Origin of the sequence: Actinomycetospora sp. NBRC 106378, assembly GCF_030269685.1 — a bacterium.
GTDB lineage: Bacteria > Actinomycetota > Actinomycetes > Mycobacteriales > Pseudonocardiaceae > Actinomycetospora.
In genome coordinates, this window is the sequence record NZ_BSTT01000001.1 from 236,526 (window position 1) to 261,768 (window position 25,243).

Here is a 25,243-nt window from a genome sequence, read left to right on the forward strand (position 1 = left end):
GGCGTGCGGATCAGGAGGTGCGGACGAGCAGGACGGCGAGGCCGTCGTCGACCGCGACGCGGTAGTGACCGGTCGCGACGATCGCCGCGAGAGCCTGGCGGCTCCATCCGGGCGAGCGGCCGTCGAGGACCACGCCCTCGGCGTCCATCGTCGGGAGGGAGAAGATCGCCGCCGGGTCCTCGACCAGGGCGCAGCGCACCGGGTCGTCGGAGATCTGGTCGCACACCCGGGGCGTCTGCGTGACCGTCCCGACCCGCGCGACCTGCGTCGGCGCGGTGCTGGAGAGCGGCAGCACGGTCGAGCCGGCCGGCGCACCGTCGAGGACCGCGCGGGTGAACGCGATCTCCGACGGGCGCAGCGCCGTGTAGGCGTCGTTGCCGCCACGGACCGTCACGCAGGCGCAGGCGAGCAGCGCGAGTCCGGCCACGAGCACGACCCCCGTCACGGACCGGCGGCGGCGGTAGGCCGCGCGCAGGGCCTCGGTCCCGAGGACGGCCAGGAACGGCGCGCCGTAGAGCAGCACGCGCAGGAGCACCTCGCCGCCGTAGCTCTGGACGAGGACGAGCCCGGCGGGCGCGAGGGCCACCGGCAGCCACACCAGGGCGCCGGTCCGGCGGCGCAGAAGCAGGGCCCCGACCCCGGCGAGGGCGACGGCGGCCCCGGCCAGCGCGACCCGGGCGATCTTCACGCCGAGCTGGCCGAGATCCCCGACGAGCCGGTCGGCCAGCGCCACGGCCATCGAGCCGCCCGCGTCGCCGACCCCGCCCGTGGCGAGCGCGAGCTGGTTGAGCCAGAACTCCCGGCCCCCGAGGACCACCCAGGCGGCGACGGCGACGACGAGGAACACCAGGAGGCCGCGCCCCCCGTACACCCGCCCGGCGGCGACGAGGACCGCGAGCTGCACGAACAGGGCGAACGGCGTGAGCTGGTGGGAGACCGCGAGGGCGGCCAGGCAGAGGGCGATCAGCGCCCAGGCGGAGACGACGACGCCCGGGTCCGTGGTGCGCGGGTGCCGGACCCGCCACCGGCTGCCGGGGACCCGGCGGGTGGCGAGCGGGCCCAGCACGAGGACCCAGACGACGCCGACGAGCAGCATCGCGGTGGCCTGCGGGGAGAAGTAGTCCTGCTCGATCCAGTTCAGGCCGAGGAAGAGCCACGCGGCCGCCCACGGGGCGCGGGTGCCGCCGAGCAGGCGCCGGGCGAGGACCAGCACCGCGAGCGACCAGACCAGCGCGACGACGGGCGGGGTCCAGCGCAGGACCGCGTCGAGGTCGGTCGTCCCGGCGCCGGCGGCGTCGGAGAGGAAGGCCCACTGGCTGAAGAACCCGGCCCAGCTGAACCGGGAGTCGACGCCGGTCGGTACCCGGCCGTCCGCCGCGATCGCCTGGATGAACCCGAGGTGCAGCCACGCGACGGCCATCCGCGCGCCCGGCTCGACCACGGACGCGACGCCGCTCGTCACGAGCGCGAGGCCCGCGGTGAGCGCGGCCAGCACCCGGGGGCGCGCCGGCCCGAGCAGCTCGACCCCCGCGGCGAGGGCGACCAGCACGATCCCCGCCCAGGCGGTCACGGGGAGGACCCCGGCCAGGCCGAGCCCGGCCATGGCGTCCTGGTCGACGTGCGAGACCGCGAGCAGGCCGACGCCGACGAGGGCCGCCACCGGCGCGGTGGGGGCGAGCCGGCGACGCGGGGCCGGAGGAGGTGTCGGCCGCGCCGGGATCGGGGCGGGGAGCAGGAGACCGATCGGGGTGACGAGCGGCCGGGTCGGGGTCGCGGTGGCCATCAGGCGCTCCGGAGTCGGGAGGAGACCCCGGCGACCGCGTAGAGGAGTTCGCGGCGCCGGCGGGCGAGGGGGGCGTGGACGCGGCCCGCGACGACGTCGCGACGCCGCACGGCGGGGCGGCTGCGGCGGGCGATGTCGGCGGTGAAGGCACGCTGGGCGCGGTAGTCGCGCCGGTGGGTGGCGGCGGACGCGGCCTGGCCGCTCACCCGGAACCGGGCGACCGTCGCCGTCTGACCGAGGAAGCGGCCGTGTTCGAGCAGCCGCAGCCAGAGGTCGAGGTCCGCGAGCCCGGCGTCGTCGGGATAGCCGCCGGCGGCCTCGTAGGCGTCGCGGCGGAAGGTCGCCGCCGCGTCGGCGCCGATCGGGTTGGCCCCCGAGCGCACCACCCGGCGCACCACCGCGGACCGGCTGTGCACGCCGGCGAGGCCACGCAGGAAGCGCCCGCGGGCGAGGATCCGCCCGTGGTCGTCCACGAGGTCCTTGCGCCCGACGACGAGCGCGAGGCCGGGGTCGGCGTCGAAGGCGGCCACGGCGGCGGCGAGGCAGCCGGGCTCGAGGAGGTCGTCCGCCGGCAGGATCTTGACCAGCGGGGCGTGCGAGAGGGCGACCGCGCGGCGGAAGTTCGTGACCATGTCGACGGTCTCGTCGTGGCGCCACACCGTGAGACGCCGGTCGTCGAAGCCGGCGAGGACGGCGGGGGTCGCGTCGGTGGAGGCGTTGTCGAGCACCACGACCTCGAGGCCGTCCACCTCCTGGTCGAGCACCGAGCGCACGGTGGCCGCCAGGTGACGTCCGCCCTGGTACACGGGGATGCAGACGGCGACGCGGGCGTCGGGGCGGGGCCGTCCGGCGACGAGCACGGGGCCCGCGGCGGCGGGAGCGGGGGGTGCGGTCACGGTCGCGGTCTCCTCCGTCGGTCGGGGGTGCGGGGCGGGATCGTGGCGGCGGCGGAGCAGGACCGCGCCGGCGGCGAGGACCTGGACGCCGACGAAGCCGGCCGCGAACGAGGCCAACGGGTCGGTCGGGCCGGCCGGGACCAGGGCGACGACGCCGACGACCCCGACGGTCGTGGCGGTGGCGAGCCGGGCGAAGCGCACGCCGCGGCCGTGGGCCTGGTGCTCGGCGAGGCGGTGCACCACGAGCAGCCGCAGTCCGAGGCCGAGCAGGAGGATGCGCAGCACCCACGCCTCCGCGGTGTAGGCGGGCCCGAACAGCGCGAGGACCGGCTCGGCGAGCAGGGCACCCACCGCCAGGGCCGGGCCCACGAGGAGCAGCAGGCGCCGGCGCACGGCGCGGGAGAGTTCCCCGGCCCGCTCCGGCTCCCGGGCGACCCCGGCCGCGAGGGAGGCCGCGAAGTAGGTGGCGAGGACGTCGACGACGGTGACCGCCTGCCAGACGAGGAAGAAGCGGCCGCCGACCTCCGGGCCGAAGCGCAGGACGACGAGCAGCGGGACCTGGTTGAACAGCACCGAGGTCGCGACCTGCCCGAGGTAGGTCGGGCCGAGGAAGCCCGCGGCCTCGCGGAGGGCCGGCAGCCGCCCGGGGACCCGGCGCCGGCGGCGGGTCAGCACGATCGCCTGCAGCCCGACCAGCGCGACGCAGGCGAGCAGGGGCGCCACCCAGGACAGGACGACGATCTCGGTGGTCAGCGACGCGCCGGCGGCCAGCACGATGCCGAGCCGACCGGCGGCGAAGAGCAGCGTCCGCGTCGGCGCCCACCAGGGCCGGCCGAGTCCGACGAGGACGAAGTCCTGCTGCTGGAACAGCGCGTACAGGACGGCGGTGAGCACGAACAGGCCGACGCCCGCGGCGTGCGCCGCCGCACTCGGCGCCGTGCCGGTGACCGCCGCGACGATCACGGAGGTCCCGGGGAGCAGGAGGTAGAGGGCCGCGACGACGCCGGAGAGCGCGGCGACCGCGCCGAGCGCGATCGTGAGCAGCCGTCGGGACGAGCCCCCCGCCGCGGGCAGCCAGCGCAGCAGCCCGATGCCGACGTTGAGCTCGGTCGCCCCGGCCACGAGCAGGAAGGCCGACACGTACGCGGTCGCGAGACCCAGCTCGGCGGTGTCGAGCACCCGGGCCGCGAGGATCCAGCCGAGCATCCCGACCAGGGCGGAGCCACCGGAGGCGAGCGCCATCGCCAGGCCGTCGTGCAGCGACCCGTCCTTCGCCGACGCGTCCCTCCCCGTCCCGGTCATGCCACGGCCCGCCGGGTCCCGCGCGACCCGAGGGCCTGCACCACGAGGACGGGCACGGCGAGGACGACGAGCACCAGGAGCGCCCCCACCGGGTGCCACGCGGTGGTGACCACCATGGCCTGCCCGACGACGAGGGCGAGGGCGACGCCCGCGCCGACGGCGACGACGGCCCGCTCGGCGAGGTCCCGCGGCCGCAGCAGGGCGGTGAGCGCCCACCCGGGTCCGACCAGACCGAACGCGACGGTGGAGACCAGCCGGAGCGGGTGGGCGACGTCGACGAGGGCCGACACCGCGGCGAGCGCGCCGAGCACGGCGAGCCCGGCGGGGACCAGGCGTTCGCCGCTCACGACGCGACCCGCGGCGATCGCCCGGCGACCTCGGGGGTCCCGGCGGGGGCGACGCGGGCGAGGCGCCCGCGCAGGTAGCCGGTCCCGGCCGCGGCGAGCGCCACCGGGATCGCCGCCGCGCCGACCAGGCCCCGCACGGCGGTCGCCCGGTCGCGCCGACGCACGGCGGTCCCGGTCCCCCGGAGCTCCCGGGCGAGGGCGGCGGGCAGCACGTGCCGGGTGTAGGCCTGCTCGCTCGCGAGGCCGGCGCGGGTCCCGCTGCGCCGGGTGACGACCGCCTTCGAGATGCCCTCCGCATGGCAGCGCCGCACGAGGTAGCGCCAGCCGGTGCGGTCGGCCGAGACGTGGTGGTCCACCACCGCCTCGGGGTCGAGCACGATGCGCGCGCCGGGGAGCAGGCGCCGCAGGCGCAGGCAGAGCTCGGTCTCCTCGCACCCGAGCGGGACGGTGCCCACCCGGCCCATGTCCTCGCCGAAGCCGCCGGTCGCGACGAGCGCGTCGCGCCGGAACGCCATCGAGCAGCCCATGACGTTGCGGACATCCACGACCCCCGGGACCGGGCCGCCCGCGCCGGCGACCCCTCCCGGTCCGGCCTGGCCGGTGAAGCTGCACCCCACGACCCACCACAGCTCGGGCGGGAGCACCGCCGGGGCGCCGTCCGCGGCCCGGGGATCGCCGGCCGACCAGCGGGGGGCGGCCGCGCCGCCGACCGCGGCCACGGCCGGGTCCTCGAAGGGGGCGAGGAGGCGCGCGAGCCAGTCCGGACGGGCCGCCGCGTCGTCGTCGAGGAACGCGACGACCTCCGGCAGCCCGCCGTCGGACTCGACGAGCGCGTCGATCGCCGTGTTGCGCGCACCGGAGAGGCCGCGCCGGCGCTGGTTCTCCAGGACCTCCACGAAGGCGCCGAAGAAGCCGCGCGCCCGGGCGGCGAGCCCGGGGTTGTGGTCGACGACGAGCAGGACCTGGTCGGGGCGGTGGGTCTGGGCGGCCAACGAGGCGATCGCGGCGCGGACGTCGTCCCACCGACGCTCGGTGTAGGCGCACACGACGACGGCGCTGGTCGCGAGGGCCGCGCGGTCCGACGTGGCCGGGGTGGCCGGGGTGGTCGGGGTGGTCATGACAGCTCTCCTGCCGGTTCGGTGCGGGGCGGCTCAGGCCGCGAGCGGACGGTCGGCCGCGACCGGCCGGGCGGGCCCGGACGGGACGACCACCTCGGTCGGCGCCGGCACCAGGGCGAGGGGCACGATCGCCGTGCGCGCGGCGGTGGCCATCGCGGCCACGCGGCGGGCCGGACGGCGGCGGGCCCGCGGTGCGCACTCCCGCCCGAGCGTGCGGAGCACCCGGAACCCGTCGGCGAAGGTCCGCAGGTTCGACTCGCCGTGGATGCGCTCGCGCTCGACGCTCGCGACCTCGGCGATCTTCAGTCCGGCCAGTGAGAAGCGGCAGGTCAGCAGGGTCTCGATCTCGAACCCGTCGCCCCACACCATGCGGTCGGCCGGCACGGCGAGGTCGAGGGCGGGCAGGTCGAGCACCCCGAGGACGTCGCGCCAGAAGGCGTTGTAGCCGTAGCAGAGGTCGGAGTACCGGGTCCCCAGCGCGATGTTCGCCAGTCCGTTGAGCCCGGCGTTGCCGAGGCTGCGCAGCAGGGTGATGTCCTCGCTCCCGGCCTCCGCCTCGGTGCCCCGGGCGAAGCGCGTGCCCTTCGCGACGTCGGCGCCCTCCACCAGGGCGGCCACGAAGGCGGGGATCTCGTGGGGGTCCGCCGAGCCGTCGGCGTCGAACATGACGATCACGTCGCCCGAGGCGGCGGCGAACCCGCACGCCAGCGCGTTGCCCTTGCCGCGGCGGGTCTGGGTGAGGATTACGGCGTCCGGACGCAGCCGGCGCACGACGTCCACCGTGTCGTCGGACGAGTGACCGTCCACCAGGACGATCTCCGCCTGCGGGGGCAGGTAGGGCAGGACGATCTCCAGGTTCCGCGCCTCGTTCCGGGCGGGCACGATGACGGAGAGTGTCGGGTTGGCGTGGCGAGGCACGGAGGCTCCTCGGTGTCGGGAGTCGGACGTGGTGACGTTGCGTGCGATTCGACGGGCCGTCAGTGGGTTGTGCTAGCCCGATCGGAGTACAGCCTGCGCGCAAACGGTCCTGTCATCAAGGCGGAATTGACAGAAAGTGACGTCCATCAAGCGACGATCCACCGAGCGAGCGTCGTCAACGGCGTCGGATTGATCGACCGTCAGTGACCGGTCACGATGTGTGGTGAGGAGTGGGTGTCCGGCACCCCCGGCCCGCTCGGTAGACTCCGTGACGATCCACTTCGGCGAGGGCCGGTCCGTCCGGCCGTGATCGACGCGGTGTGCATCCCGGTGTCATCCGCCGTGGTGCCCGGCCGCCGAGATGCCGCCGAGTCGCACACCACCGCAGGAGCACCACCAGCCATGGCTGACGTCAAGATCGCCGCCGAGTCCCGGACCGAGTTCGGCAAGGGCGCCGCGCGCCGTACCCGCCGCGCCGGCCGCGTCCCCGCCGTCCTCTACGGGCGTGGCACGGACCCGGTCCACCTGAGCTTCGACACCGTCGAGTTCGCCGCCGTCATGCGGGAGAACGGCCGCAACGCCGTCCTCACCGTCACCGGGATCGGCACGGAGCAGCTCGCGCTGACCAAGAGCGTCGTCCGTGACCCGATCAAGGGCTTCATCGAGCACGTCGACCTGGTGACGATCAAGCGGGGCGAGAAGGTCACCGTCGACGTCCGCGTCGTCACCCTCGGCGAGGCCGCCGCGGGCACGCTGGTCTTCCAGAACGAGGACACGCTCTCCATCGAGGCCGACGCGCTGAACATTCCCGAGGAGATCACCGTGGTGATCGACGAGGCGGAGATCGGCACGCAGTTCCTCGCGGGCGAGATCCGGCTGCCCGACGGCGCCACCCTGCTCTCCGACCCCGAGCTCCTCGTCGTCAACGTCACCGAGGCGCCGACCGAGGACGACATGGAGGAGGAGATCGACGCCGAGGGTGCGGGCGTCGAGGAGGACGCGCCCGAGGACGAGGCGGCCGAGGACTCCGAGACCGCGGGCTCCGCCGAGGCCTCCGAGGGCGCGACGTCCGACGAGAGCTCGGACCAGAGCTGATGACCGTCCCGGCGGGGAGCGCGGGGCCCGTGCTCGTCGCCGGGCTCGGCAATCCGGGGGCCGAGTACGAGGGCACCCGGCACAACGTGGGATTCGCCGTCGCCGACGTGCTCGCCGGGCGCGTCGGCGGTCGGTTCTCCGCCCACCGGAAGTCCGGGTCGGACGTGGCGGAGGGGCGGCTGGCGGGCCGGAAGGCCGTGCTCGTCAAGCCGCGCGGCTACATGAACCTCTCCGGCGGCCCGGTGACCAACGCCCTGCGGTTCTTCTCCGTCCCGGTCGAGGACCTGATCGTCGTCCACGACGACCTGGACCTGGACTTCGGCGTCGTCCGGCTCAAGCGCGGCGGCGGCGAGGGCGGGCACAACGGGCTGCGCTCGATCTCGAAGTCCCTCGGGACGAAGGACTACCTCCGGGTGCGCTTCGGCATCGGTCGGCCCCCGGGCCGCCAGGACCCGGCCGACTTCGTGCTCAAGCGCTGGTCGTCGACCGAGCGCAAGGAGCTCGACGTCTCCCTGGAGCTGGCCGCCGACGCCGTCGAGGCGCTGCTCACCGAGGGCCTCGAGCCGGCCCAGAACCGCTTCCACTAGGAGGCCGGGGCCGCGCTCACCCGTCGTGGGCGCCCTTGATGACGAAGAAGCTGCCGCGGATCGTCCCGGCCAGCTTCGAGCGCTGCCGGGCGAACTTGAAGCGCGTCGCGAGCTCCTCGGGGACCTCCATCCCCTCCGCGAGCTTGAAGCCCACGGCGCGCTTCGACCCCTCCGCGAGTCCGTACATGACGTTGATCGCGAGCCCCGACTCGTAGAACACGTAGTCGTACCGGGTCCCGTCGACCTCGAACGTGGTCGCCTCGAGCGGACGGGAGCCGATGTGGATGTCCCGCTCCTGCGCGAGGATCGTCGTGACCCGGTCGACGGTCCCGGTGGCCTCGCTCGCCGGCTCGACGGTGAAGACGTGGTCGAACTTGTTCCTGAAGTAGCGGGCCTCGTTCGCCCGCAGACCGGCCAGGGCCGCCGCGACCGGGGAGGACTCGAGTCCCTCGGGCGAGACGTCCTGGAAGTCGACGACCTGCGGCATGCGTCCCTCCACGATTCGTGCCGTCAGCGGCCGGAAGCCTAGCGAGCCGCGTGCGGGGTTCACCCCGTGATGCCCGCGGAGGTCACCCGGGCGATGACCTCCCGGAGCGCCTCGAGGAAGCGCAGCGGAGCCGAGGCCCGCCGCTCTCGACGTGAGCCGGTCACCGTCAGCAGGCGGGACCCGACGTCGACGGCCGACGCGTGGACGACGACGCCCTCGGTCCGCAGGTAGGCCAGGGTCAGCTCCGGCACGATCGCCGCGCCCAGGCCCGCCGCGACCAGCGCGAGCATCGTCTGCGACTCGGTGCAGATGTGCCGGTGCCCCGGGGTCACGGCCTGCTCCGCACAGAGCCGGTCGAGCATCTGGCGGGGCGGACGCCCTTCCCGGGACGTCACCCACGTCCCGGCGAGCAGCTCGTCGAGACCGCCGGGGGTCGGCCACAGCTCCGGCAGGACGATGCGGAAGGGCTCGCGATAGAGCACCCGTTCGACGAGGCCGGGGTACGACCCGGCCGCGTCCGGCGTCGTCGCCTCCACGTAGCGCTCGCCGATGAGCAGGTCGAGGTCGCCGGCGCGCAGCAGGTCCGTGCCGTCCCGCTCGTTGACCTCGATGACCTGCACCGCGAGCGCGGCGTCGGTGATCGCCAGCTGCTGCAGGGTCGGGACGACGAGATGCCCGAGCGCCGTGGCGAACCCGCCGACCCGGACGGTGCCCGCCGTCCCCTCGCGCAGCCGGTCGGCCTCGCGCTGCGCCTCGGCGAGGGCGACCGCGACGTCGTCCGCGCGCTGCGCCAGCGCCAGCCCCGCCTCGGTCAGCCGGACCGCCCGCCCCCCGCCGCGTCGGGTGCGGTCCAGCAGCGGCAGCCGCGCCTCCGCCTCCAGCCGGCTGAGGTGCTGCGACACCCCGGACGGGGTCAGGTGCAGGGCGGTCGCGGCCGCGTGGACGCTGCCGGTGCGGTGGACCGCCCGCAGCACGAGGAGCCGGTGGGGGTCGATCGGCATGTAGTCATGCTGAAGCAGAGGTGGAGCGACTGTCACTGCCGTCCGGGGCCGCCCGCGGGCAGACTTCGATCCGTGGGCGGATGACACTCCCGCGAGCAGGTCCGACCCACTCCCGGCGCGCGCACCCCTCGACGCGCCCGTCCCGAGCCGCCCGCCGCGCCGGGCCGTCTCGTCCCCCCCGCCCTCCGCGGCCGTGGCCTGCCCACGGCCGGTCCGTCCTCCTGGAGCTCGACCGATGGACATCACCGCCTCCCTCATGACCCGGCCCGGCGAACCGCTGGAGACCGTCACGCTGCAGCTCGCCGACCCGCGGCCCGACGAGGTGCTCGTGCGCCTCGCGGCCACCGGGATCTGCGCCTCCGACGCCCACACCCATTCCGGCCGCATCCCCTCGCCCGCGCCCTGCGTGCTCGGCCACGAGGGGGCGGGCGTCGTCGAACGGGTCGGGTCGGCCGTCACCACGGTCACTGAGGGCGACCACGTGGCGCTGTCCTGGATGCCGAACTGCGGCACCTGCCGGCACTGCGTCTCCGGCCGGCCCGTCCTGTGCACCGCCGCCGCACCCGCGCTCTTCGCCGGCACGCTGCTCGACGGGACGACGCGGCTGTCCCGGGACGGTGCGCCGGTCAGCCACTACTCGTTCCTGTCCACCTTCGCGACGCACTGCGTCGTCCCCGCCTCGAGCGCGATCCCGGTCGGCCCGGGCGTCCCCCTCGCCGTCGCCGCGCTCGTCGGGTGCGGTGTCCTCACCGGCTACGGAGCGGTGGTGAACCGGGCCCGGGTGCACCCCGGCAGCTCCGTGGTGATCTTCGGCGCCGGCGGCGTCGGACTCAGTGCCGTGATGGCCGCGCGCATCAGCGGCGCCGAGCAGATCCTCGTGTGCGATCCCGTCGTCGGGAAGCTCGAGGAGGCCCTGTCCTTCGGGGCCACCCACGCGCTCCTTCCCGACGACGGGCTCGTCGAGCGGGTCCGCGACCTCACCGGTGGGGGCGCCGACTACGCGATCGACGCCGCCGGCAGTGACGGGGTCCTCGACCGTGCGTTCGCCGCGACGGTCGCGGGCGGGACCATCGTGTGCGTCGGTCTGCCCGGCGTGCACGCCCGGCCGTCGCTGCCCGGACCGGAGCTCGTGCGCTCCGAGAAGATCATCACCGGCAGCCTCTACGGTTCGTCGCGGCCGAGCGTCGACATCCCGGCGATCCTGCGCCGCTACTCCGCCGGCCACCTGCCGCTCGACCGCCTCATCACCCGCACCTACCCGCTGGACGGGATCGACCGGGCCTTCGCCGACATGCGGGAGGGCCGGCTCCGGCGGGGTGTCGTCGTCTTCGACGAGGCCCTCGCCGGGCTGCGCGGTGCCGCCGACAGCGCCCTCGTCGCGGCGTGAGCACCCGGGACCTCGACGGCCGCCTCGCCCAGGGCTGGGGCGGCGCGGCGCCGGACGGCGTGCACCTCAACGTGCTCCTCGCCCGACGCGGCAGCCCGACCGCCGCCGTCGTCATGAGCGCCTTCACCGCCCCGTCCTCGGGGTTCACCCCGGTCCTCGCGAGCGTCGGCGGGACCCAGCAGGCCTACGAGACCCTGTATCCGCCGACGGTGATCGTCCCGAAGACGGCGCCGGCCGGGGCGCTCCACGAGCAGCTCGTGTTCGGGGCGTGCGCGGTCGGCATCGCGCGGGGGCTGCTCGACGTCGTGGCGGGTGGGGGGCTGCCCGCCGACCAGGACACGCTCGTCCTCGTGTCCCTGTGGCTCGACGCGGCGGCGCGCGACGACACGACCGTGTGCCGGAACGCCCGGACCGCGATGGCCGCCGCCGCGTCCGAGGCGGCGACGGGGCGGGAGGCGGCGGACGTCGACCGGCTGGTCCGGGACCGGGACGGTCTGCGACACCCCTTCTACGACGGGGCCTGATCCGGGGCGCCGACCGGCGCCGCCTCCGCGGACGACAACCACGTCCCGACGGTGTGCGCGAACAGCTCCGGCCGGTGGTCCACCGAGGGCACACCGGTGCCCGGGAGCGTCGTCCGCTCCGCGCCGCCGACGGCGCCGACGATCGCGTCGACGTCCGGGAGGGAGAACCCGTCGTCGGCACCGCAGACCACGAGCGTCCGCGCGCGCACGAGACCGATCCGGTCCTCCATGCGGTACTCGTTGACCGCCCGGTGGCCCTCCTCGACGCGGTCGAGCACCGCGAGGGCGTCGTGGACGAGGCGCTCGAGGAGGTCCGGGCGGTCGGCCGGGTAGTAGGGCGCACGGTTGTCCCAGAGCTGCTGCACGTGGCTGCCGTCGGCGGCGCGCTCCACGTGGTCGATCGGTGGTCGCCCGCCCGCGACCCGTGCGCGGCGCGGCGCGTCGACGTACGGCATCCCGGAGAGCACGAGCGCGGTGACCCGCTCCGGCACCGAGGCGGAGGCCGCCGCCGCCCACCACGGCCTCGACACCCGCGACATCCTCACCGAGATCGGCCGCCGCGGCCTCGTCGGCGGCCAGGAGGACATGATCGTCGACGTCGCCCTCGACCTCACCGCCGGCCGCGGCGCCGCCTGACCGTCGCGCCGGCGGGGGCGACGCGGGGGCACGGGCGGCTCGGGACTGGCGGATGATCGGTCCGGACCCGTGCCCGCCGTCCGAGGGAGACCCGTGGCTGCCGAACCGTTCACCGTCGTCGTCGGGAACGACGAGATCGCCGACCTGCGCGACCGGCTCCGGCGGACCCGGTGGCCCGAGCCGGAGACGGTGGACGACTGGTCGCAGGGGGTGCCACTGGCCTACGCCCGGGAGCTGTGCCGGCACTGGGCCGAGGACTACGACTTCGGGTTCGCCGACCGCGTCAACGCCTTCCCCCAGTACCGCGACACGGTCGACGGGCTGGGAGTCCACTTCCTGCACGTCCGCTCCCCGGAACCCGACGCGTTCCCGCTGGTCCTGACGCACGGGTGGCCGGGCTCGGTGCTCGAGTTCCTCCACGTCCTCGGCCCGCTGACCGACCCCCGCGCCCACGGCGGGGACCCGGCGGACGCCTTCCACGTCGTCGCCCCGTCGCTGCCCGGGTACGGCTGGAGCGACAGGCCCACGACGACGGGCTGGGGCGTCGGCCGGATCGCCCGCGCCTGGGACACGCTGATGGTGTCGCTGGGCTACGACCGGTACGGCGCGCAGGGCGGCGACTGGGGCTCGGAGGTGACCGCCAACCTGGGCGAGGTCGCCCCCGAGCGGGTCGCCGGGGTGCACCTGAACATGGGGAGGGTCCCGCTCGGCACCGTCGCCGACCCCACCCCCGCCGAACAGGCCGCCCACGACGCCGCCCAGGAGTTCGCCCGCACCGGACGCGGCTACTCCGCGATCCAGATGACCCGGCCGCAGACCCTCGGCTACGGCCTCAGCGACTCCCCCGCGGGCCAGGCGGCCTGGATCGCCGAGAAGTACCGGGCCTGGACCGACCACGACGGCGACCACGAGACGGCCGTGAGCCGTCAGACGATCCTCGACGAGATCTCGGTCTACTGGTTCACCGCCTCGGCCACGTCGTCGGCGCGCCTGTACTGGGAGAGCTTCGCCGACTCCCGCGTGCCGGTCACCGCGCCCTCCGGGCTGTCGGTCTACCCCCGCGACCTCGTCACTCCGTCGCGGCGCGAGGCCGAGCAGCGTTTCACCGACCTGCGCTGGTACGCCGAGATGCCCCACGGCGGACACTTCGCCGCCCTCGAACAGCCCACCTCGCTCGTCGAGCAGATCCGCGGCTTCTTCCGCCTCGTCCGGTAGCGGCACCCCGGCCACGCCGGCGGCGAGATCGCACCGGCTGCAGGGGCGGGTCGCCGGCGCCGTGGCGGCCGTGGGTGGCGCGCCGCTGCCCGAGGTGATCCACTTCAGGTGGATCTCTGTCGAGGAGGAGCCGGGTGGCGGTCGAGGTCGACCCGTCGGACGGTGCGTGGGCGCCGGCCGGACGCGGTGCCCCGCTCCTGGGGCGCACCGCGGAACTGACGTGGATCGCGGACCGCTGGCGCCGGACGACGACCCAGCGGCGGGCCGGGCGCGTCCTCGTCGTCGGGCCGGGCGGGATCGGCAAGACGGCGCTGGTGGAGACCGCGGTCGCGCGGGCCACGGAGGCCGTCGTCGTCCGGGCGCACGCCGTGCCCGGAGCCCCTCCGGGGACCCTGCTCGGGAATCTCCTCGCCGCCCTCGACGTCGCGGTGCCGTCGGTACCGTCCGTCGAGGAGGGGGCCTCGGTGCTGCTCGCGGGCCTCGGTGAGAAGGAGGACCGCGGACCCGTCGTCGTGGTGCTGCACGACCTCCACGACGCCGACGAGACCTCCGCCGTGGCGATCGAGCGGGCCTTCCGGCGTCTGGTCCACGACCGCGTCCTGCTCCTCGCGACCGCGCGGCCGGACGGCATCGCCGCCCACTGGTCGCGGTTCTTCGCCGAGGGCCCGGACTGCGAGACGCGGACGCTCACGGGACTCGACGTCGCCGGTGTCCGCGACCTCGCCGCCGCGATGCGCCCGGGCCGGTGGAGTCGCGACACCATCACGCGGCTGCAGGCCGACACCGGAGGGCATCCCCTGCACCTCACGACCCTGCTGCGGGAGCTGACCGACGAGGTCCTCCTCGGCGATGCCCCGTTGCCCCCGCCCCGCCCGCTGGCCCGGGAGGTCGCCGACGCGGCCGCCCGCCTGTCCCCCGCGGCCCGTCGGCTCCTGGCCTGCCTGGCCGTCCTCGACCGGCCGGCCGGGCGCAGCCTGCTCGGGCGCCTCCACACGCTCGCGGACGTCCCTCTCGACGACGCGGTCGGGGAACTGACGCAGGCCGGTCTCGTCGACGCCGCGTCGCCGGCCGACGACCGGTTCCGCGTCCACCACCCCCTGGTCCGCAGCGCCCTCGTGAGTGGGCTCGACGAGGAGGACCGGACCCGCCTGCACGTCGACGCCGCCCGCGCGCTCGGAGGCACGGCGGCCCTGCGCCACCGCGTCGCCGCTGCGGGCGGCGTCCCCGACGCCGACCTGGCCGACGAGCTGGAGTCCGCCGCCGCCGCGGAGGCGGTCGACGTGCCGGCCGCCGTCACCTGGCTGCTCGCGGCGGCCGAGCTGAGTTCCACGGGCGAGGAGGCCGTTCGTCGCGTGCTCGCCGCCGGGCTGCTGCTGGTCGACGTCCAGGACACCCGGCGACTGCGCCTCCTCGCGCCGTCGGTGCGGGAGGCCGCGCCCGGCCCGGAACGCGACGTGATCCTCGGACTGCTCGCGACGCAGGACCACGACCCGCACGCCGCCCTGCTGCTGCAGGCCGCCCTCGACGCGCCCGACGGCGAGCCGGAGGTCCGCGCCCTCGCGGCCGTCCGCCTCGCCCTGGAGCACATCTTCCGCGGGCGGGGTGCGGCCGCCGACGAGGCGGCGGGCCGGGTCCCAGCGCTCTCGCGCCGTCCGCTGCGCCTCGAACAGGCCCGCATCCTCCAGGCGGTCGGTCGCGGCCAGCACGCCGGCCCCGACGCCGGGCTCGCCCTGCTGGAGGGCCACGTCGACGGGGCCCTGGGCGCCGACCCCGCGATCACCGCGGGGACCCTGCTCCTCGCGGCCGGTCACGTCCCCGAGGCGCGGCGTCGCCTCCAGGAGGGCCTGGCGCGGGCACGCAGCGGAGCGGCGTCGACCAGCACCCACCGCGCGCACTGCCACCTCGTCGAGGTCCTCTACCGCTGCGGGCGGTGGGACCTCGCGCAGGCGGAGGCCGACATCGCCCTGGACTGGTTCGCCGACGGCCACCTGCCCTGGGCCGAGTCCGTCGCGCACGCCGTGGCGGCCCTGGTCCCGGCCGCGCGCGGGCAGGAGGACCGGGCGGGGGCGCATCTCGCCGCCGCCCGGGCCTCACTGGCGCGCACCTTCAACCCGCAGGGGGTCCACGTCGTCGCGCTCGCCGAGGCCACGCTCGCCCGCGCGCTCGGGGACGGCCCCCGGATGGAGCGGGCCCTGCGTCCGCTGCCCGCCGTCGCCGAGCGGGGCGGGATGACGTCCGGCCCGTTCGCCCCGTGGCGCATCCTGCACGCGGAGTCCCGGATCGCGGTCGGTGATCTCGCCGGTGCGCGACAGGCGGTCCGGTCCTGGTCACGCGGCGCCGCGCCGATGTGGTTCCGGCTGGCCCGCCAGCAGGTCCAGGGGCGGCTCGCGCTCGCCACCGGCGACGTCGCGAGAGCAGCGGCCGCCCTGCGCGCGGGCGTGGACCTCGCCGACGAGCACGCCGCGGAGATCGACGACGAGTGCCCCGTCGAACTCGCGGAGCTGCGCACCCTGCTGGCGGGGCTCCCCCACGTCGCGGACGCCGACGAGCTCCGGGCCGCGGCCCGGCCGGTGCTCGATCGACTCGCGGCCGCCCCCCTGCTCGACCCGCTCCGCGTCGACGACCGGGCGTCGGAGACGCGGGACACCACCCCCGACGTCCTCACCCCCCGGGAGAGGCAGGTCGCCGGACTGGTCGCCCAGGGCCTGACCAGCCGCGAGGTCGCCGAGATGCTCTGGGTGACCCCGAAGGCCGTCGAGTACCACCTCGGCAACCTCTACGCCAAGCTCGGCATCACCTCCCGGCGCCAGCTCCGGGGGCGTCGCTTCTCCTGACGCGGCACCCCGAACGCTGACACCCCTCGCCCGGGTCCGCGCGGGGCTACGGTGCCCCGCGTGAGGACCGCGACGCTCGACTGGTTCGGCTGCGCCACCTTCCGTCTGCGGACGGCCGAGGGACTGACGGTGATGCTCGACGCCTACCTCGACCGGGTACCGGCGGCCGCGCAGAGCGGGATGTCACTCGCGGACGTCGCGGCCGACCTGGGCCCGCGGGACTGGATCCTCGTCGGGCACTCCCACTTCGACCACCTGTACGGCGCCGAGCGGCTCGCCGCCTCGGGCGCGCGGATCGTGGGGTCCTACGAGTCGGTGCGGGTGATGGCGGCCTGCGGGGTGCCCGAGGACCAGCTGGTGCCGGTCTCGGGCGGCGAGCGGGTCCGTCTCGACGCGACGACGACGGTCCGCGTGCTCCCGGGCCTGCACTCGTGCGTGTGGTCGCAGGTCCCGTTCCCGGAGTCCGACCAGGAGTGCCTCGGCGAGCTGGGCGGCACCTGGCAGGAGCACCAGGAGCAGCTCCGCGCGATGTTCGCGGGGCTGCCGAACCTCGGCCCGGACGTGGCCGCCCACCTGCAGGCGGCCTCGCAGGGCGAGCGCGGGGACGGAGGAGCGCTCGTGTTCGTCGTCGAGACCTCGGAGGGCTCGCTGCTCGTGCAGGACACCGCCGGGGCCTGGAGCGGACTGCTGGCCGCCGAGTCGCCCGACGTCGCCATCCTCGCCGCCGCGGGCCGGGCCAACCGCGACGGCGAGCCGGTGCAGGGATCGCTGGCCGATTTCGTGGCCGAGGAGGCGGGCCGGCTGCAGCCACGGCGTCTGCTGCTCTCCCACCACGACGCCTGGCTCCCCGGGTTCGCCGGGGCCGTCGACGTCGCCCCGATCCGCGCGGCCGTCGCACGGTCGGCGCCGGGCACCGAGTTCTGCGAACCGGGCTACGTCTCCGGGTTCCGTCCCTTCGCCTGACGGCGGCACCGGTTCTCCGGAACGGGTCATGTCGGGGGCGGGCGATCGGCACACTGCTCGACATGACGGTCGGGAACCACACGACGGCGACGGTGATCGTCCCGCTGCACGGGGTGCCGGACGCCGACGAGGCGGTGTGCGAGCTGCGGCTGCTCGTCGACGACCGGCTGGCCCTGCCCGTGTACGCCTCGGTCGAGGAGCTGGTCGCCTGCTGCGGCCGCGCCCAGCCCTGGATGGCGGTCCCGGCCGGACGCCTCGGGGACCTGGTCGCCGCGACCGGCGCCGACGGTGTCGTCGAGGGCCTCGCCCTGCCCGACGCGGCCCGGCACGGGGACGGCCGGTGAGCACGCCCGGGTTCGACGTCGACCCGGCGCAGGTCGACGTCGTCGCGCGCCGCCTGGAGGAGGCCGCGGAGCCGCTGGCGGGCGCGGCCGACGGCGCCCCCGACGTGCCGCGGGCCGGCCCCGCCACCGCGGACGTCGTCGCCTGTCTCGCCGCGCTCGCCGATGCGGTCTCCGGACTCGTCCGGGGCACCGCCGACGCCGCCGCGGCCACCCGAGCGGCAGCGGCGTCCTACCGCGACGGCGACGGCCGGGCCGCGGCGGCCCTCGACGCCACGATCAACGGCCCCGTGCCCGGCTGAGCCGGCACCGCCCGGCGGACGTCAGTCGACGCTGGCCTCGAGCCACTGCTCCTCGAGCTGCTCGCGCTCGGCGATCAGGGCCCGGAGCTCGGCGTCGAGGTCGAGCAGGCGGGTCGGGTCGTTGGCCGCGTCGGCGAGCAGCGTGTGCAGCTGCTTCTCCCGCGTGTCCAGCTTCTCGATCCGCCGCTCGATGCGCTGGATCTCCTTGCGGGCCGCGCGCTTGTCCGCCTCGGACGTCCCGGAAGTAGCGGACGAGGCGGCCACCGTGCGCACCGCACCCGCCGTCTCGAGCTGCTGGTCCCGACGACGGAGGTACTCCTCGATGCCGCCGGGCAGGTCGGTGATCCTCCCGTCGCCGAAGAGCGCGACGACCCGGTCGCACACCCGCTCGGTGAGGTAGCGGTCGTGGCTCACGACGACGAGCGTGCCCGCCCAGCCGTCGAGGATGTCCTCGAGCTGCTGGAGGGTGTCCACGTCGAGGTCGTTGGTGGGCTCGTCGAGCATGAGCACGTTCGGCTCGGTCATCAGCAGCCGCACGAGCTGCAGGCGCCGCCGCTCGCCGCCGGAGAGGTCGGACACCGGCGTCCACTGCTGCGCGGCCGTGAAGCCGAAGCGCTCGGCCAGCGCGGAGGCGGTGTGCTCCCGGCCCCCGATGAACACGCGCTCCGCGATGTCCTCCACGGCCTGCAGCACGCGGCGGTGCAACGGCAGGTCGGAGAGGTCCTGCGACAGGTGCGCGAGGCGCACCGTCGTGCCGAGGACGCGCGACCCGCCGTCGGGAACACGCTCCCCGGCCAGGGTCTTCAGCAGCGTCGTCTTGCCGGAGCCGTTGATCCCGACGATGCCCACCCGGTCGCCCGGGCCGATCCGCCAGGTCTGCCGGTTCACGATCGTGCGCGGCGGGTCCGAGGGGACGGTGAGGGTGACGTCCTCGAGCTCGATGACGGTTCGCCCGAGGCGGTGGCGGGCCATCGTCACCAGCTCGACCGAGTTCCGCGGCTCGGGCACGTCGGCGATCAGCGCCTCGGCGGCCTCGATGCGGTACTTCGGCTTGGACGTCCGCGCGGGCGGGCCGCGCCGCAGCCACGCCAGTTCCTTGCGCGCGAGATTGCGCCGGCGCTGCTCGGCGGCGTCGGCGAGCCGGGTCCGCTCGGCGCGGGCGTAGATCCAGTCGTTGTAGCCGCCCTCGAACTGCTCGACGCGGCCGTCGACGACCTCCCAGGTTCGGGAGGCGACGGTGTCGAGGAACCAGCGGTCGTGCGTCACGACGACGAGCGCGGTCCGGCGGGCGAGCAGGTGCGCGGCCAGCCAGCGCACGCCCTCGACGTCGAGGTGGTTGGTGGGCTCGTCGAGCACGAGCAGGTCGAGGTCCTGCACGAGGGCCGCGGCGAGCGCGATCCGCTGCCGCTCCCCGCCGGAGAGCCCCTCGACCGACGCGTCGAGGCCGCGGCCGCCGCCGGGGCGCAGGCCCTCGATGACGGTGCGGGACCGTGCGTCGGCGGCCCACTCGTGGTCGGGCACCTCGCCGCCGAGCACCGAGGCCCGCACGGTCGCGCCGGTCGGCTGCGACTGCTGGGTCACCGACGCCATCCGCAGCCCGCGCACGGGGCTGACGCGCCCGTCGTCGGGAACCAGGCGCCCGGCGAGGATGGAGATCAGCGTCGACTTGCCCCCGCCGTTGCGGCCGACGACACCGACGCGGTCGCCGGTGTCGACGCCGAGGGAGACCCCGTCGAGCACGGGCTTCGGGCCGCCGAAGGAGATGGCGACGTTCTCGAGGTTGACCAGGTTGGGCACAGCTGCCTTTCAGGCGTACATGTTCGGGCCGGGATCCGGCGCGGGCGGGCCGCCGGGACCACGGGGCGGACGGGCCGGGTCGCCGTCGATCACCTTCGCGCCCGGCACCGGGCCGTGGGCGACGCGGACCGTGCGGCAGACCCCCGCCCCGGAGAGCTCGGCCGCGACGCGCACCGCGGAGGGGCCGTCGGCGCACAGGAACACGCACGTCGGGCCCGAGCCGGAGACGACCCCGGCCAGCGCCCCGGCGGACACGCCGGCACGCAGGGTGCGGCGCAGCCCGGGGTCGAGGCTGACGGCGGCGGCCTGCAGGTCGTTGCCGAGCAGCAGGGCGAGCGAGCGGGCCTCGCCGGATGCCACGGCCTCGAGCACGGGCTCGACGCTGCCGACGCGCCGGACCGGGTTGTCCGTGGTCGCCGCGGCGCGCAGCCGGTCCAGCTCGCCGAACACCGAGGGCGTGGCGAGACCGTGGTCGGAGAGCGCGACCACCCAGTGGAAGGTGTGGCGGGAGAGGACCGGGACGAGGTTCTCGCCGCGTCCGGTGCCGAGGGCGGTGCCACCGTGCAGCGCGAAGGCGACGTCGCTGCCCACGGTGGCCGCGACCTCCAGCAGCGCCTCCCGGCCGAGGTCGAGGCGCCACAGCGCCGACAGCGCGAGCAGGGTGCCGGCGGCGTCCGCGCTGCCCCCGGCCATCCCGCCCGCGACCGGGATCGACTTGCGGATGCCGATCCGGACGTCGGGCTCCCGACCCGCGACCTCGGCCAGCGCCACCGCCGCCCTCCACGCCAGGTTGGAGCCGTCGACCGGGATCGCCTCGCGGTCCGCCTCGGAGACGTCGCCGAGCAGCTCCACGCCGGGTGCACCGGCGCCGATGCGGTCGACCGCCCGGCCCGCGTGCGTCGACACCACCGACACCTCGTCGAACAGGTTCAGCGCCTGGAACACGGTGACGAGGTCGTGGTAGCCGTCGGCACGCAGCTCGCCCACCGCGAGGTGGAGGTTGATCTTGGCCGGGACGCGGACGGTCACCGGGGGCCCGACGGCGGAGAGCACCCGTCCAGGGTACGGAAGCCCCCCGGACCGGTCGTTCACGACCGGCCCACGTCGGGAACCACCCGAACCGGACACACGTTGGTGGTGCAAGACCGCGAGATCCCCCAGGCAAGGAGCCATGGACCCCAGTCACAGTCCCGACACCACCGGTCGTCCCGATCAGGTGGTGGCCCTCCGATGATCGGCACGATCCTCGGCATCCTGCTCGGCGTGGTGGTCGTCGTCCTGATCACCGCCGCGACCGGCTACTTCGTGGCGCAGGAGTTCGGCTACATGGCCGTCGACCGCGCCCGCCTCCGGGCCCGCGCCGCCGACGGCGACGCCGGCGCCGTACGCGCGCTCGACATCACGCGCCGCACCTCGTTCATGCTCTCCGGCGCCCAGCTCGGCATCACGGTCACCGGCCTGCTGGTCGGCTACGTGGCCGAGCCCCTCATCGGCGACGGCGTCGGCGAGCTGCTGGGCACGGCCGGCGTGCCCGCCGCGGTCGGCGTGGCGATCGGCACCGTGTTCGCGCTGCTGCTGTCCACCGTGGTGCAGATGGTGTTCGGCGAGCTGTTCCCGAAGAACCTCGCGATCGCCCGCCCGGAGCCGGTGGCCCGCGCGCTCGCACTGTCGACGAAGGTCTACCTCGGCCTGTTCGGCTGGCTGATCAAGCTCTTCGACGCGGCCTCGAACGCGCTGCTCAAGGCCCTGCGCATCGAGCCGGTGCACGACGTCGAGCACTCGGCCACCCCGCGCGACCTCGAGGCCATCATCGACGACTCGCGCGACTCCGGGGACCTGCCGCCCGAGCTCGCCGCGCTGCTCGACCGCTCGGTGGACTTCTCCGAGCGCAGCGCCCGGGCCGCGATGATCCCGCGGCCGCGGGTCGCCTGGGTGCGGGCCGAGGACACCGTCGCCGATCTCACGCGGGTCATGGCCGGTGGCCACTCCCGCTACCCGGTCCTCGGCGCCCTGCCGGAGGCGCCCGACGACGGTGGAGGGTCGGCTCCCGACCTCGTCGGCGTGGTCTGCCTGCGGGACGTCCTCGCCTGGTCGGGGCCGTCCGACGCGGCGGTCGCCGACCTGATGCGCGCCCCGGTCCTCGTGCCCTCGACGCTGCCGCTCCCCCAGGTGCTCGAGCAGCTGCGGGCCGAGGGCGAGGAGCTCGCCTGCGTGCTCGACGAGTACGGCGACCTCGCGGGCGTCATCACGGTGGAGGACGTCGCGGAGGAGCTCGTCGGCGAGATCACCGACGAGCACGACGCGGCCGACGCCGACCGCACCCATGCGGGCGCCGACGGCTGGGTCGTCCCCGGCGACCGGCACGTCGACGAGGTGTCCCGCCTCATCGACGCGGAGCTGCCCGAGGGCGAGTACCAGACCATCGCGGGCCTCGTCGTCGCCGAGCTGGCGCGGCTGCCCGAGCCCGGCGACACCGTCGTCGTCACCATCGCCGACGACGATCCCGACGAGCCCGACCGCACGCTGCGCGCGACCGTGCGGACCGTCGACCGGCGCGTCCCCGCCGAGGTCCACCTGCAGTGGGTCCCGGTCACCAGCCCGTCCAGCACGGAGGTCTCCCGATGAGCGTCACGGCGATCGCCGTGTCGGTCCTGCTGATCGTCGCGTCCGCGTTCTTCGTCGCCGTCGAGTTCGCCCTCGTCGCGGCACGGACCTACCGGCTCGAGGAGGAGGCGGCGCGCAGCGCGTCCGCCCGCGCGGCGCTACGCAGCGCCCGGGACCTGTCGCTGCTGCTCGCGGGGTCCCAGCTCGGGATCACGCTGTGCGTGCTCGGTCTCGGCGCGGTGACCAAGCCCGCCGTCGACGAGGCCCTGAACCCGCTGCTGACCGGCTGGGGCGTCCCGGCCGCCGTGGCCGGGGTCGCGTCCTTCGTGATCTCGCTCGTCGTCGTGACGTTCCTGCACCTCGTCGTCGGCGAGATGGCCCCGAAATCCTGGGCCATCGCCCACCCGGAGCGCTCGGCGATGCTGCTGGCGCTCCCGATGCGCGCCTTCATGGTGGTCACCCGCCCGCTGCTCGTGGTGCTGAACGGGGCCGCGAACCGCTGCCTGCGGGTCCTCGGCGTCGAGCCGGTCGACGAGATGAGCGGCGGACGCGGACCCGACGACCTGCGTGAGCTCGTCGACCACTCCGCCGAGACCGGTGCCCTCGACCCGGAGCGCCGCGACCAGGTGCTCGCCGCGCTGGAGCTCGAGCGCACCCCGGTGCGGGCCCTGGCCCGCGAGCCGATCGGCGTCGAGGCCGACGACGACGTCGCCGCCGTGCAGGCCCTGTCCCGCGAGAGCGGGCACCTGCGCCTCGTCGTCTCCGAGCGCGGCCGCCCGGTCGGGTACGTCCACGTGCGGGACACGCTGACCCGCCCGTCGACGACGACCGCGCGCGAGGTGATGCGGCCCGTGCTGCGCCTCGACGCCGACACGCTGCTGCACGCCGCGGTGGACACCATGCGCGAGCAGCGGGCCCACCTGGCGCTGGTGGAGTCCGACGGCACTCCGATCGGGCTGCTCACGCTGTCCGACCTGGTCGGGCGGTTGCTGCCGACGCCGGCGTAGGCCCCCTTTTTCCGAGCGAACGGCACTCTCGCGCACATAGATGCTGCGAGCGGGCCGTTCGCTCGGAACCGGGAGTCGTCAGGACGTGGGATCGACCGCGATCAGGGCCCACACCGTGTCGGCGACGCGCTCGGCGAAGGCCGCGCCGCCGGGGTCGCCGCGCAGGAACGCGCCGAAGAAGCTCCCGAAGCACATCGTCGTGAGGGTGTCGGCGTCGAGGTCGGCCCGGACGTGCCCACGGTCCTGCAATGCGGTGAGCAGGTCGAGGAGCAGCGTCATCCGGGGTTCGACGGCCCGCTCCCGCAGCAGGTCGAGCAGCTCGGGGGCGCGCGGCTGCTCGCCCATGAAGCCGCCCTGCAGGACGATCGCGTCCGGGTTGAAGTAGCAGGGATCGACCCGGCGGACGGCCTCGGCGAACGCCTCGCGGGGCGGGAGGGACGCCAGGTCGAGGGTCGGGTAGCTGTCGAGCTGCGCCCGGAACCCCCAGTCCAGCGCGTCGACCACCAGCTCGAACTTCCCCGGCCAGCGGCGGTACAGCGTCGGCCGGGACACCCCCGCGTCCGAGGCGATGTCCCCGAGGGTCATCTTCGAGTAGCCGTCGAGGACGAGGCGCCGACGGGTGGCCCGGATGATTGCTTCGTCGAGCGCCGGATCACGCGGACGACCGCCGGCGCTCGTCTGCTCGCCGGTCGCCTGCTCGCCGGTCGCCGCGGAGTCCACGACCCGCACCTTACGAGCCGCCGTCACCGTGGAAGGTGGCGAACGCGGAGACGGGCTCGCGCGGGGTGGCCACCTCGTCGAGGGGTGCTCGTGGTCGGCGTACCCGAGCGACAGGCCGCAGACGATGATCTGGTCGTCGTCGATCACGAGGTGCCGTCGGAGCACGCGGTGGAAGTCGATGAACGACGCCTGGGCGCACGTGTCCAGCCCGGCCTCGCGGGCGGCGAGCATGAGTCCCTGGAGGAACTGGCCGGCATCGACCAGCGCGCCGTCCAGCGGGTGCGCGCTCACCGTCAGGATCATCCCGACCGGGGCGCCGAAGAACTCGTAGTTGCGTCGGTGGTGGCAGTCCCGCCCCACGGCGTCGTCGTGCTCCACGCCGAGGCACTGCCGGTAGAGCTGGTCGCCGAACGCCGCGCGGCGGCTGCGGAACGGCTCGGCCCAGTTCTCCGGCGCCGGCTGGTAGGTGTAGCCGGGCTGCGGGTGTCGTTGCCCGGCGTCGAGGGCCTCCCAGAGGTCCTCGGCGAGCCGGCGCTTCGCGTCGCCGGTGACGACGTGCACCCGCCACGGTTGGGTGTTGGAGTTGCTCGCCGATCGCGCCGCCAGGGCGAGCAGGTCCTCGACGACGTCCCGCGGCACCGGCGTCGATCGGAACGCCCGGACGCTGCGCCGCGACCGCAGCGCCTCGGACACCGAGGCGGCGGTGCGGTGCGCGAGGGTCACGAGGCGTCCGGCGCGTCGATGTCGTACGAGATGCGCCCGGCGGGCAGGAAGAACAGCGCGATCACCGCACCCCCGCGGACCTCGGGATAGTGGTGGCTCGCCGGCTCGGGCGCGGTCCACCCGGCACCCTGCCAGCCGCGCGGCCCGCCGAGCTGGGCGCCCTCGTCGAGCGGGATCACCATGTTGATCTCGCCGTAGGGGTGCTGGTGGTACTCGCCGCGGAACTCCTCGACGCTGTCCATGTAGACGGCGGTGATGCTGAACCAGCTCAGCTCCTCGCTGGGCTGCGCGATCCGGCTCCGGCGGTAGTGCGGCCCCTCGACCTCGACGTTCGCGGCCCAGCCCTGCTCCACGCCGTCGCGGATGATCGCCGCGAGGTCGTCCCACACGGGGTCGCCGGGGCCGTGGTGGGTGTTGAGGTAGGCCTCGAGCTCCTCGCCCGCGGTCTTGTTCCTGATGGTCTCGAGGAAGGGGGCGGTGCGGGCGATCAGGTCCTCGGCGGTGGCGGTCACGGTGGGCTCCTCTCCTGGGCGCGATCGGCGTGTCGCGCATCGCCGATGACGCTAGGCGGGCTTTCAGTTACAGTCAATACTTGTAACGTAACTACGCCATTGCCGAGGCGACCGCGAGGCCGAGCTCCGGGACGCCGGTCATCG

24 protein-coding genes are annotated in these 25,243 nt (G+C 75.3%); 12 read left to right on the plus strand and 12 right to left on the minus strand.

The features are described 5' to 3' along the window. Positions 1 to 10: 10 nt before the first annotated feature. Genes QSK00_RS01165 through QSK00_RS01185 form a run of 5 tightly spaced genes read right to left on the minus strand, consistent with a single transcriptional unit; the run spans position 11 to position 6,364 of the window. Positions 11 to 1,783 carry a hypothetical protein gene (locus QSK00_RS01165; protein ID WP_285586619.1) on the minus strand — a complete coding sequence of 591 codons (1,773 nt, stop codon included), beginning with the start codon at positions 1,781 to 1,783 and terminating at the stop codon, positions 11 to 13. After that, positions 1,783 to 3,981 (minus strand): glycosyltransferase, encoded by a 2,199-nt coding sequence (locus QSK00_RS01170; RefSeq protein WP_285586621.1) that lies wholly within the window; start codon positions 3,979 to 3,981, stop codon positions 1,783 to 1,785. Before QSK00_RS01170 ends, QSK00_RS01165 begins: the two co-directional genes overlap by 1 nt. Further along, a complete protein-coding gene (locus QSK00_RS01175) occupies positions 3,978 to 4,328 on the minus strand; it encodes a hypothetical protein (RefSeq protein ID WP_285586623.1) in 351 nt (116 codons plus the stop codon). Before QSK00_RS01175 ends, QSK00_RS01170 begins: the two co-directional genes overlap by 4 nt. Then, the gene (locus tag QSK00_RS01180) at positions 4,325 to 5,446 is read right to left on the minus strand and encodes a glycosyltransferase family 2 protein (protein ID WP_285586625.1); all 1,122 of its coding nucleotides are present in this window, start codon (positions 5,444 to 5,446) and stop codon (positions 4,325 to 4,327) included. The genes QSK00_RS01175 and QSK00_RS01180 overlap by 4 nt, the downstream gene beginning before the upstream one ends. A 33-nt stretch (positions 5,447 to 5,479) precedes the next feature. Then, positions 5,480 to 6,364: a glycosyltransferase family 2 protein gene (locus tag QSK00_RS01185; protein ID WP_285586627.1), complete on the minus strand. Its 885-nt coding sequence runs from the start codon at positions 6,362 to 6,364 to the stop codon at positions 5,480 to 5,482. A gap of 402 nt (positions 6,365 to 6,766) precedes the next feature. Between QSK00_RS01185 and QSK00_RS01190 the strand changes: the two genes are divergently transcribed. Beyond that, on the plus strand, positions 6,767 to 7,459 hold the full coding sequence (locus QSK00_RS01190) for a 50S ribosomal protein L25/general stress protein Ctc (RefSeq protein WP_285586630.1): 693 nt from the start codon (positions 6,767 to 6,769) through the stop codon (positions 7,457 to 7,459). Continuing rightward, positions 7,459 to 8,046, plus strand: coding sequence for an aminoacyl-tRNA hydrolase (gene pth / locus QSK00_RS01195; protein WP_285586631.1), 588 nt, complete (start codon positions 7,459 to 7,461; stop codon positions 8,044 to 8,046). The genes QSK00_RS01190 and pth overlap by 1 nt, the downstream gene beginning before the upstream one ends. Before the next feature lie 16 nt (positions 8,047 to 8,062). Here pth and QSK00_RS01200 read toward each other — a convergent pair whose 3' ends face one another. After that, complete coding sequence (locus tag QSK00_RS01200; RefSeq protein ID WP_285586632.1) at positions 8,063 to 8,533, minus strand: DUF8821 family protein; 471 nt, start codon at positions 8,531 to 8,533, stop codon at positions 8,063 to 8,065. Positions 8,534 to 8,592: 59 nt separating this feature from the next. Further along, positions 8,593 to 9,534, minus strand: a complete 942-nt coding sequence (locus tag QSK00_RS01205; RefSeq protein ID WP_285586633.1) for a LysR family transcriptional regulator — start codon at positions 9,532 to 9,534, stop codon at positions 8,593 to 8,595. Between the two features lie 235 nt (positions 9,535 to 9,769). Between QSK00_RS01205 and QSK00_RS01210 the strand changes: the two genes are divergently transcribed. Both QSK00_RS01210 and QSK00_RS01215 read left to right on the plus strand, forming a co-directional pair. After that, complete coding sequence (locus QSK00_RS01210) at positions 9,770 to 10,921, plus strand: alcohol dehydrogenase catalytic domain-containing protein (RefSeq protein ID WP_285586634.1); 1,152 nt, start codon at positions 9,770 to 9,772, stop codon at positions 10,919 to 10,921. Next, a complete protein-coding gene (locus QSK00_RS01215; protein ID WP_285586636.1) occupies positions 10,918 to 11,445 on the plus strand; it encodes a formaldehyde-activating enzyme in 528 nt (175 codons plus the stop codon). Before QSK00_RS01210 ends, QSK00_RS01215 begins: the two co-directional genes overlap by 4 nt. Here QSK00_RS01215 and QSK00_RS01220 read toward each other — a convergent pair. After that, positions 11,430 to 11,936, minus strand: coding sequence for an alpha/beta fold hydrolase (locus QSK00_RS01220; RefSeq protein ID WP_285586637.1), 507 nt, complete (start codon positions 11,934 to 11,936; stop codon positions 11,430 to 11,432). The two genes, QSK00_RS01215 and QSK00_RS01220, sit on opposite strands and share 16 nt — an antisense overlap. Here QSK00_RS01220 and QSK00_RS01225 point away from each other — a divergent pair. The 6 genes from QSK00_RS01225 to QSK00_RS01250 all read left to right on the plus strand — a co-directional run bounded on the left by QSK00_RS01225 (position 11,920) and on the right by QSK00_RS01250 (position 17,736). Further along, a complete protein-coding gene (locus QSK00_RS01225) occupies positions 11,920 to 12,081 on the plus strand; it encodes a 4-hydroxy-2-oxovalerate aldolase family protein (RefSeq protein WP_285586639.1) in 162 nt (53 codons plus the stop codon). The two genes, QSK00_RS01220 and QSK00_RS01225, sit on opposite strands and share 17 nt — an antisense overlap. A 93-nt stretch (positions 12,082 to 12,174) precedes the next feature. Next, positions 12,175 to 13,296: an epoxide hydrolase family protein gene (locus QSK00_RS01230; protein WP_285586640.1), complete on the plus strand. Its 1,122-nt coding sequence runs from the start codon at positions 12,175 to 12,177 to the stop codon at positions 13,294 to 13,296. A gap of 134 nt (positions 13,297 to 13,430) precedes the next feature. Next, on the plus strand, positions 13,431 to 16,130 hold the full coding sequence (locus QSK00_RS01235; protein ID WP_285586642.1) for a LuxR C-terminal-related transcriptional regulator: 2,700 nt from the start codon (positions 13,431 to 13,433) through the stop codon (positions 16,128 to 16,130). 60 nt (positions 16,131 to 16,190) lie between these two features. Next, on the plus strand, positions 16,191 to 17,093 hold the full coding sequence (locus QSK00_RS01240) for an MBL fold metallo-hydrolase (protein WP_285586644.1): 903 nt from the start codon (positions 16,191 to 16,193) through the stop codon (positions 17,091 to 17,093). A gap of 62 nt (positions 17,094 to 17,155) precedes the next feature. Continuing rightward, a complete protein-coding gene (locus tag QSK00_RS01245) occupies positions 17,156 to 17,437 on the plus strand; it encodes an SAV_915 family protein (RefSeq protein ID WP_285586646.1) in 282 nt (93 codons plus the stop codon). After that, a complete protein-coding gene (locus tag QSK00_RS01250; protein ID WP_285586648.1) occupies positions 17,434 to 17,736 on the plus strand; it encodes a hypothetical protein in 303 nt (100 codons plus the stop codon). Before QSK00_RS01245 ends, QSK00_RS01250 begins: the two co-directional genes overlap by 4 nt. Positions 17,737 to 17,757: 21 nt before the next feature. On the opposite strand, the gene QSK00_RS01255 is transcribed toward QSK00_RS01250, so the two are convergent. Continuing rightward, the gene (locus QSK00_RS01255) at positions 17,758 to 19,533 is read right to left on the minus strand and encodes an ABC-F family ATP-binding cassette domain-containing protein (protein WP_285586650.1); all 1,776 of its coding nucleotides are present in this window, start codon (positions 19,531 to 19,533) and stop codon (positions 17,758 to 17,760) included. A gap of 9 nt (positions 19,534 to 19,542) precedes the next feature. After that, entirely contained in the window at positions 19,543 to 20,586 is a 1,044-nt protein-coding gene (locus QSK00_RS01260) for a 4-(cytidine 5'-diphospho)-2-C-methyl-D-erythritol kinase (RefSeq protein ID WP_285586652.1), read from the minus strand. A 177-nt stretch (positions 20,587 to 20,763) separates the two neighbouring features. On the opposite strand from QSK00_RS01260, the gene QSK00_RS01265 reads away from it, so the two are divergent. Together QSK00_RS01265 and QSK00_RS01270 are read left to right on the plus strand one after the other, a co-directional pair. After that, positions 20,764 to 22,158, plus strand: coding sequence for a hemolysin family protein (locus QSK00_RS01265; protein ID WP_285586653.1), 1,395 nt, complete (start codon positions 20,764 to 20,766; stop codon positions 22,156 to 22,158). Continuing rightward, the gene (locus QSK00_RS01270) at positions 22,155 to 23,144 is read left to right on the plus strand and encodes a CNNM domain-containing protein (RefSeq protein ID WP_285586655.1); all 990 of its coding nucleotides are present in this window, start codon (positions 22,155 to 22,157) and stop codon (positions 23,142 to 23,144) included. Before QSK00_RS01265 ends, QSK00_RS01270 begins: the two co-directional genes overlap by 4 nt. 78 nt (positions 23,145 to 23,222) lie before the next feature. Here QSK00_RS01270 and QSK00_RS01275 read toward each other — a convergent pair whose 3' ends face one another. Further along, positions 23,223 to 24,587 carry a nitroreductase family protein gene (locus QSK00_RS01275; RefSeq protein WP_285586657.1) on the minus strand — a complete coding sequence of 455 codons (1,365 nt, stop codon included), beginning with the start codon at positions 24,585 to 24,587 and terminating at the stop codon, positions 23,223 to 23,225. Further along, positions 24,584 to 25,099, minus strand: coding sequence for a 4-hydroxylaminobenzoate lyase (locus tag QSK00_RS01280; RefSeq protein ID WP_285586659.1), 516 nt, complete (start codon positions 25,097 to 25,099; stop codon positions 24,584 to 24,586). The genes QSK00_RS01275 and QSK00_RS01280 overlap by 4 nt, the downstream gene beginning before the upstream one ends. Positions 25,100 to 25,243 lie beyond the last annotated feature (144 nt).

Excerpts from the sequence above, each read along its gene's own strand:
- QSK00_RS01165 (WP_285586619.1), bottom strand. The coding sequence starts at position 1,783 with ATGGCCACCGCGACCCCGACCCGGCCGCTCGTCACCCCGATCGGTCTC.
- QSK00_RS01170 (WP_285586621.1), bottom strand. The coding sequence starts at position 3,981 with ATGACCGGGACGGGGAGGGACGCGTCGGCGAAGGACGGGTCGCTGCAC.
- QSK00_RS01180 (WP_285586625.1), bottom strand. The coding sequence starts at position 5,446 with ATGACCACCCCGACCACCCCGGCCACCCCGGCCACGTCGGACCGCGCG.
- QSK00_RS01190 (WP_285586630.1), top strand. The coding sequence starts at position 6,767 with ATGGCTGACGTCAAGATCGCCGCCGAGTCCCGGACCGAGTTCGGCAAG.
- pth (WP_285586631.1), top strand. The coding sequence starts at position 7,459 with ATGACCGTCCCGGCGGGGAGCGCGGGGCCCGTGCTCGTCGCCGGGCTC.
- QSK00_RS01200 (WP_285586632.1), bottom strand. The coding sequence starts at position 8,533 with ATGCCGCAGGTCGTCGACTTCCAGGACGTCTCGCCCGAGGGACTCGAG.
- QSK00_RS01205 (WP_285586633.1), bottom strand. The coding sequence starts at position 9,534 with ATGCCGATCGACCCCCACCGGCTCCTCGTGCTGCGGGCGGTCCACCGC.
- QSK00_RS01210 (WP_285586634.1), top strand. The coding sequence starts at position 9,770 with ATGGACATCACCGCCTCCCTCATGACCCGGCCCGGCGAACCGCTGGAG.
- QSK00_RS01245 (WP_285586646.1), top strand. The coding sequence starts at position 17,156 with ATGACGGTCGGGAACCACACGACGGCGACGGTGATCGTCCCGCTGCAC.
- QSK00_RS01265 (WP_285586653.1), top strand. The coding sequence starts at position 20,764 with ATGATCGGCACGATCCTCGGCATCCTGCTCGGCGTGGTGGTCGTCGTC.
- QSK00_RS01270 (WP_285586655.1), top strand. The coding sequence starts at position 22,155 with ATGAGCGTCACGGCGATCGCCGTGTCGGTCCTGCTGATCGTCGCGTCC.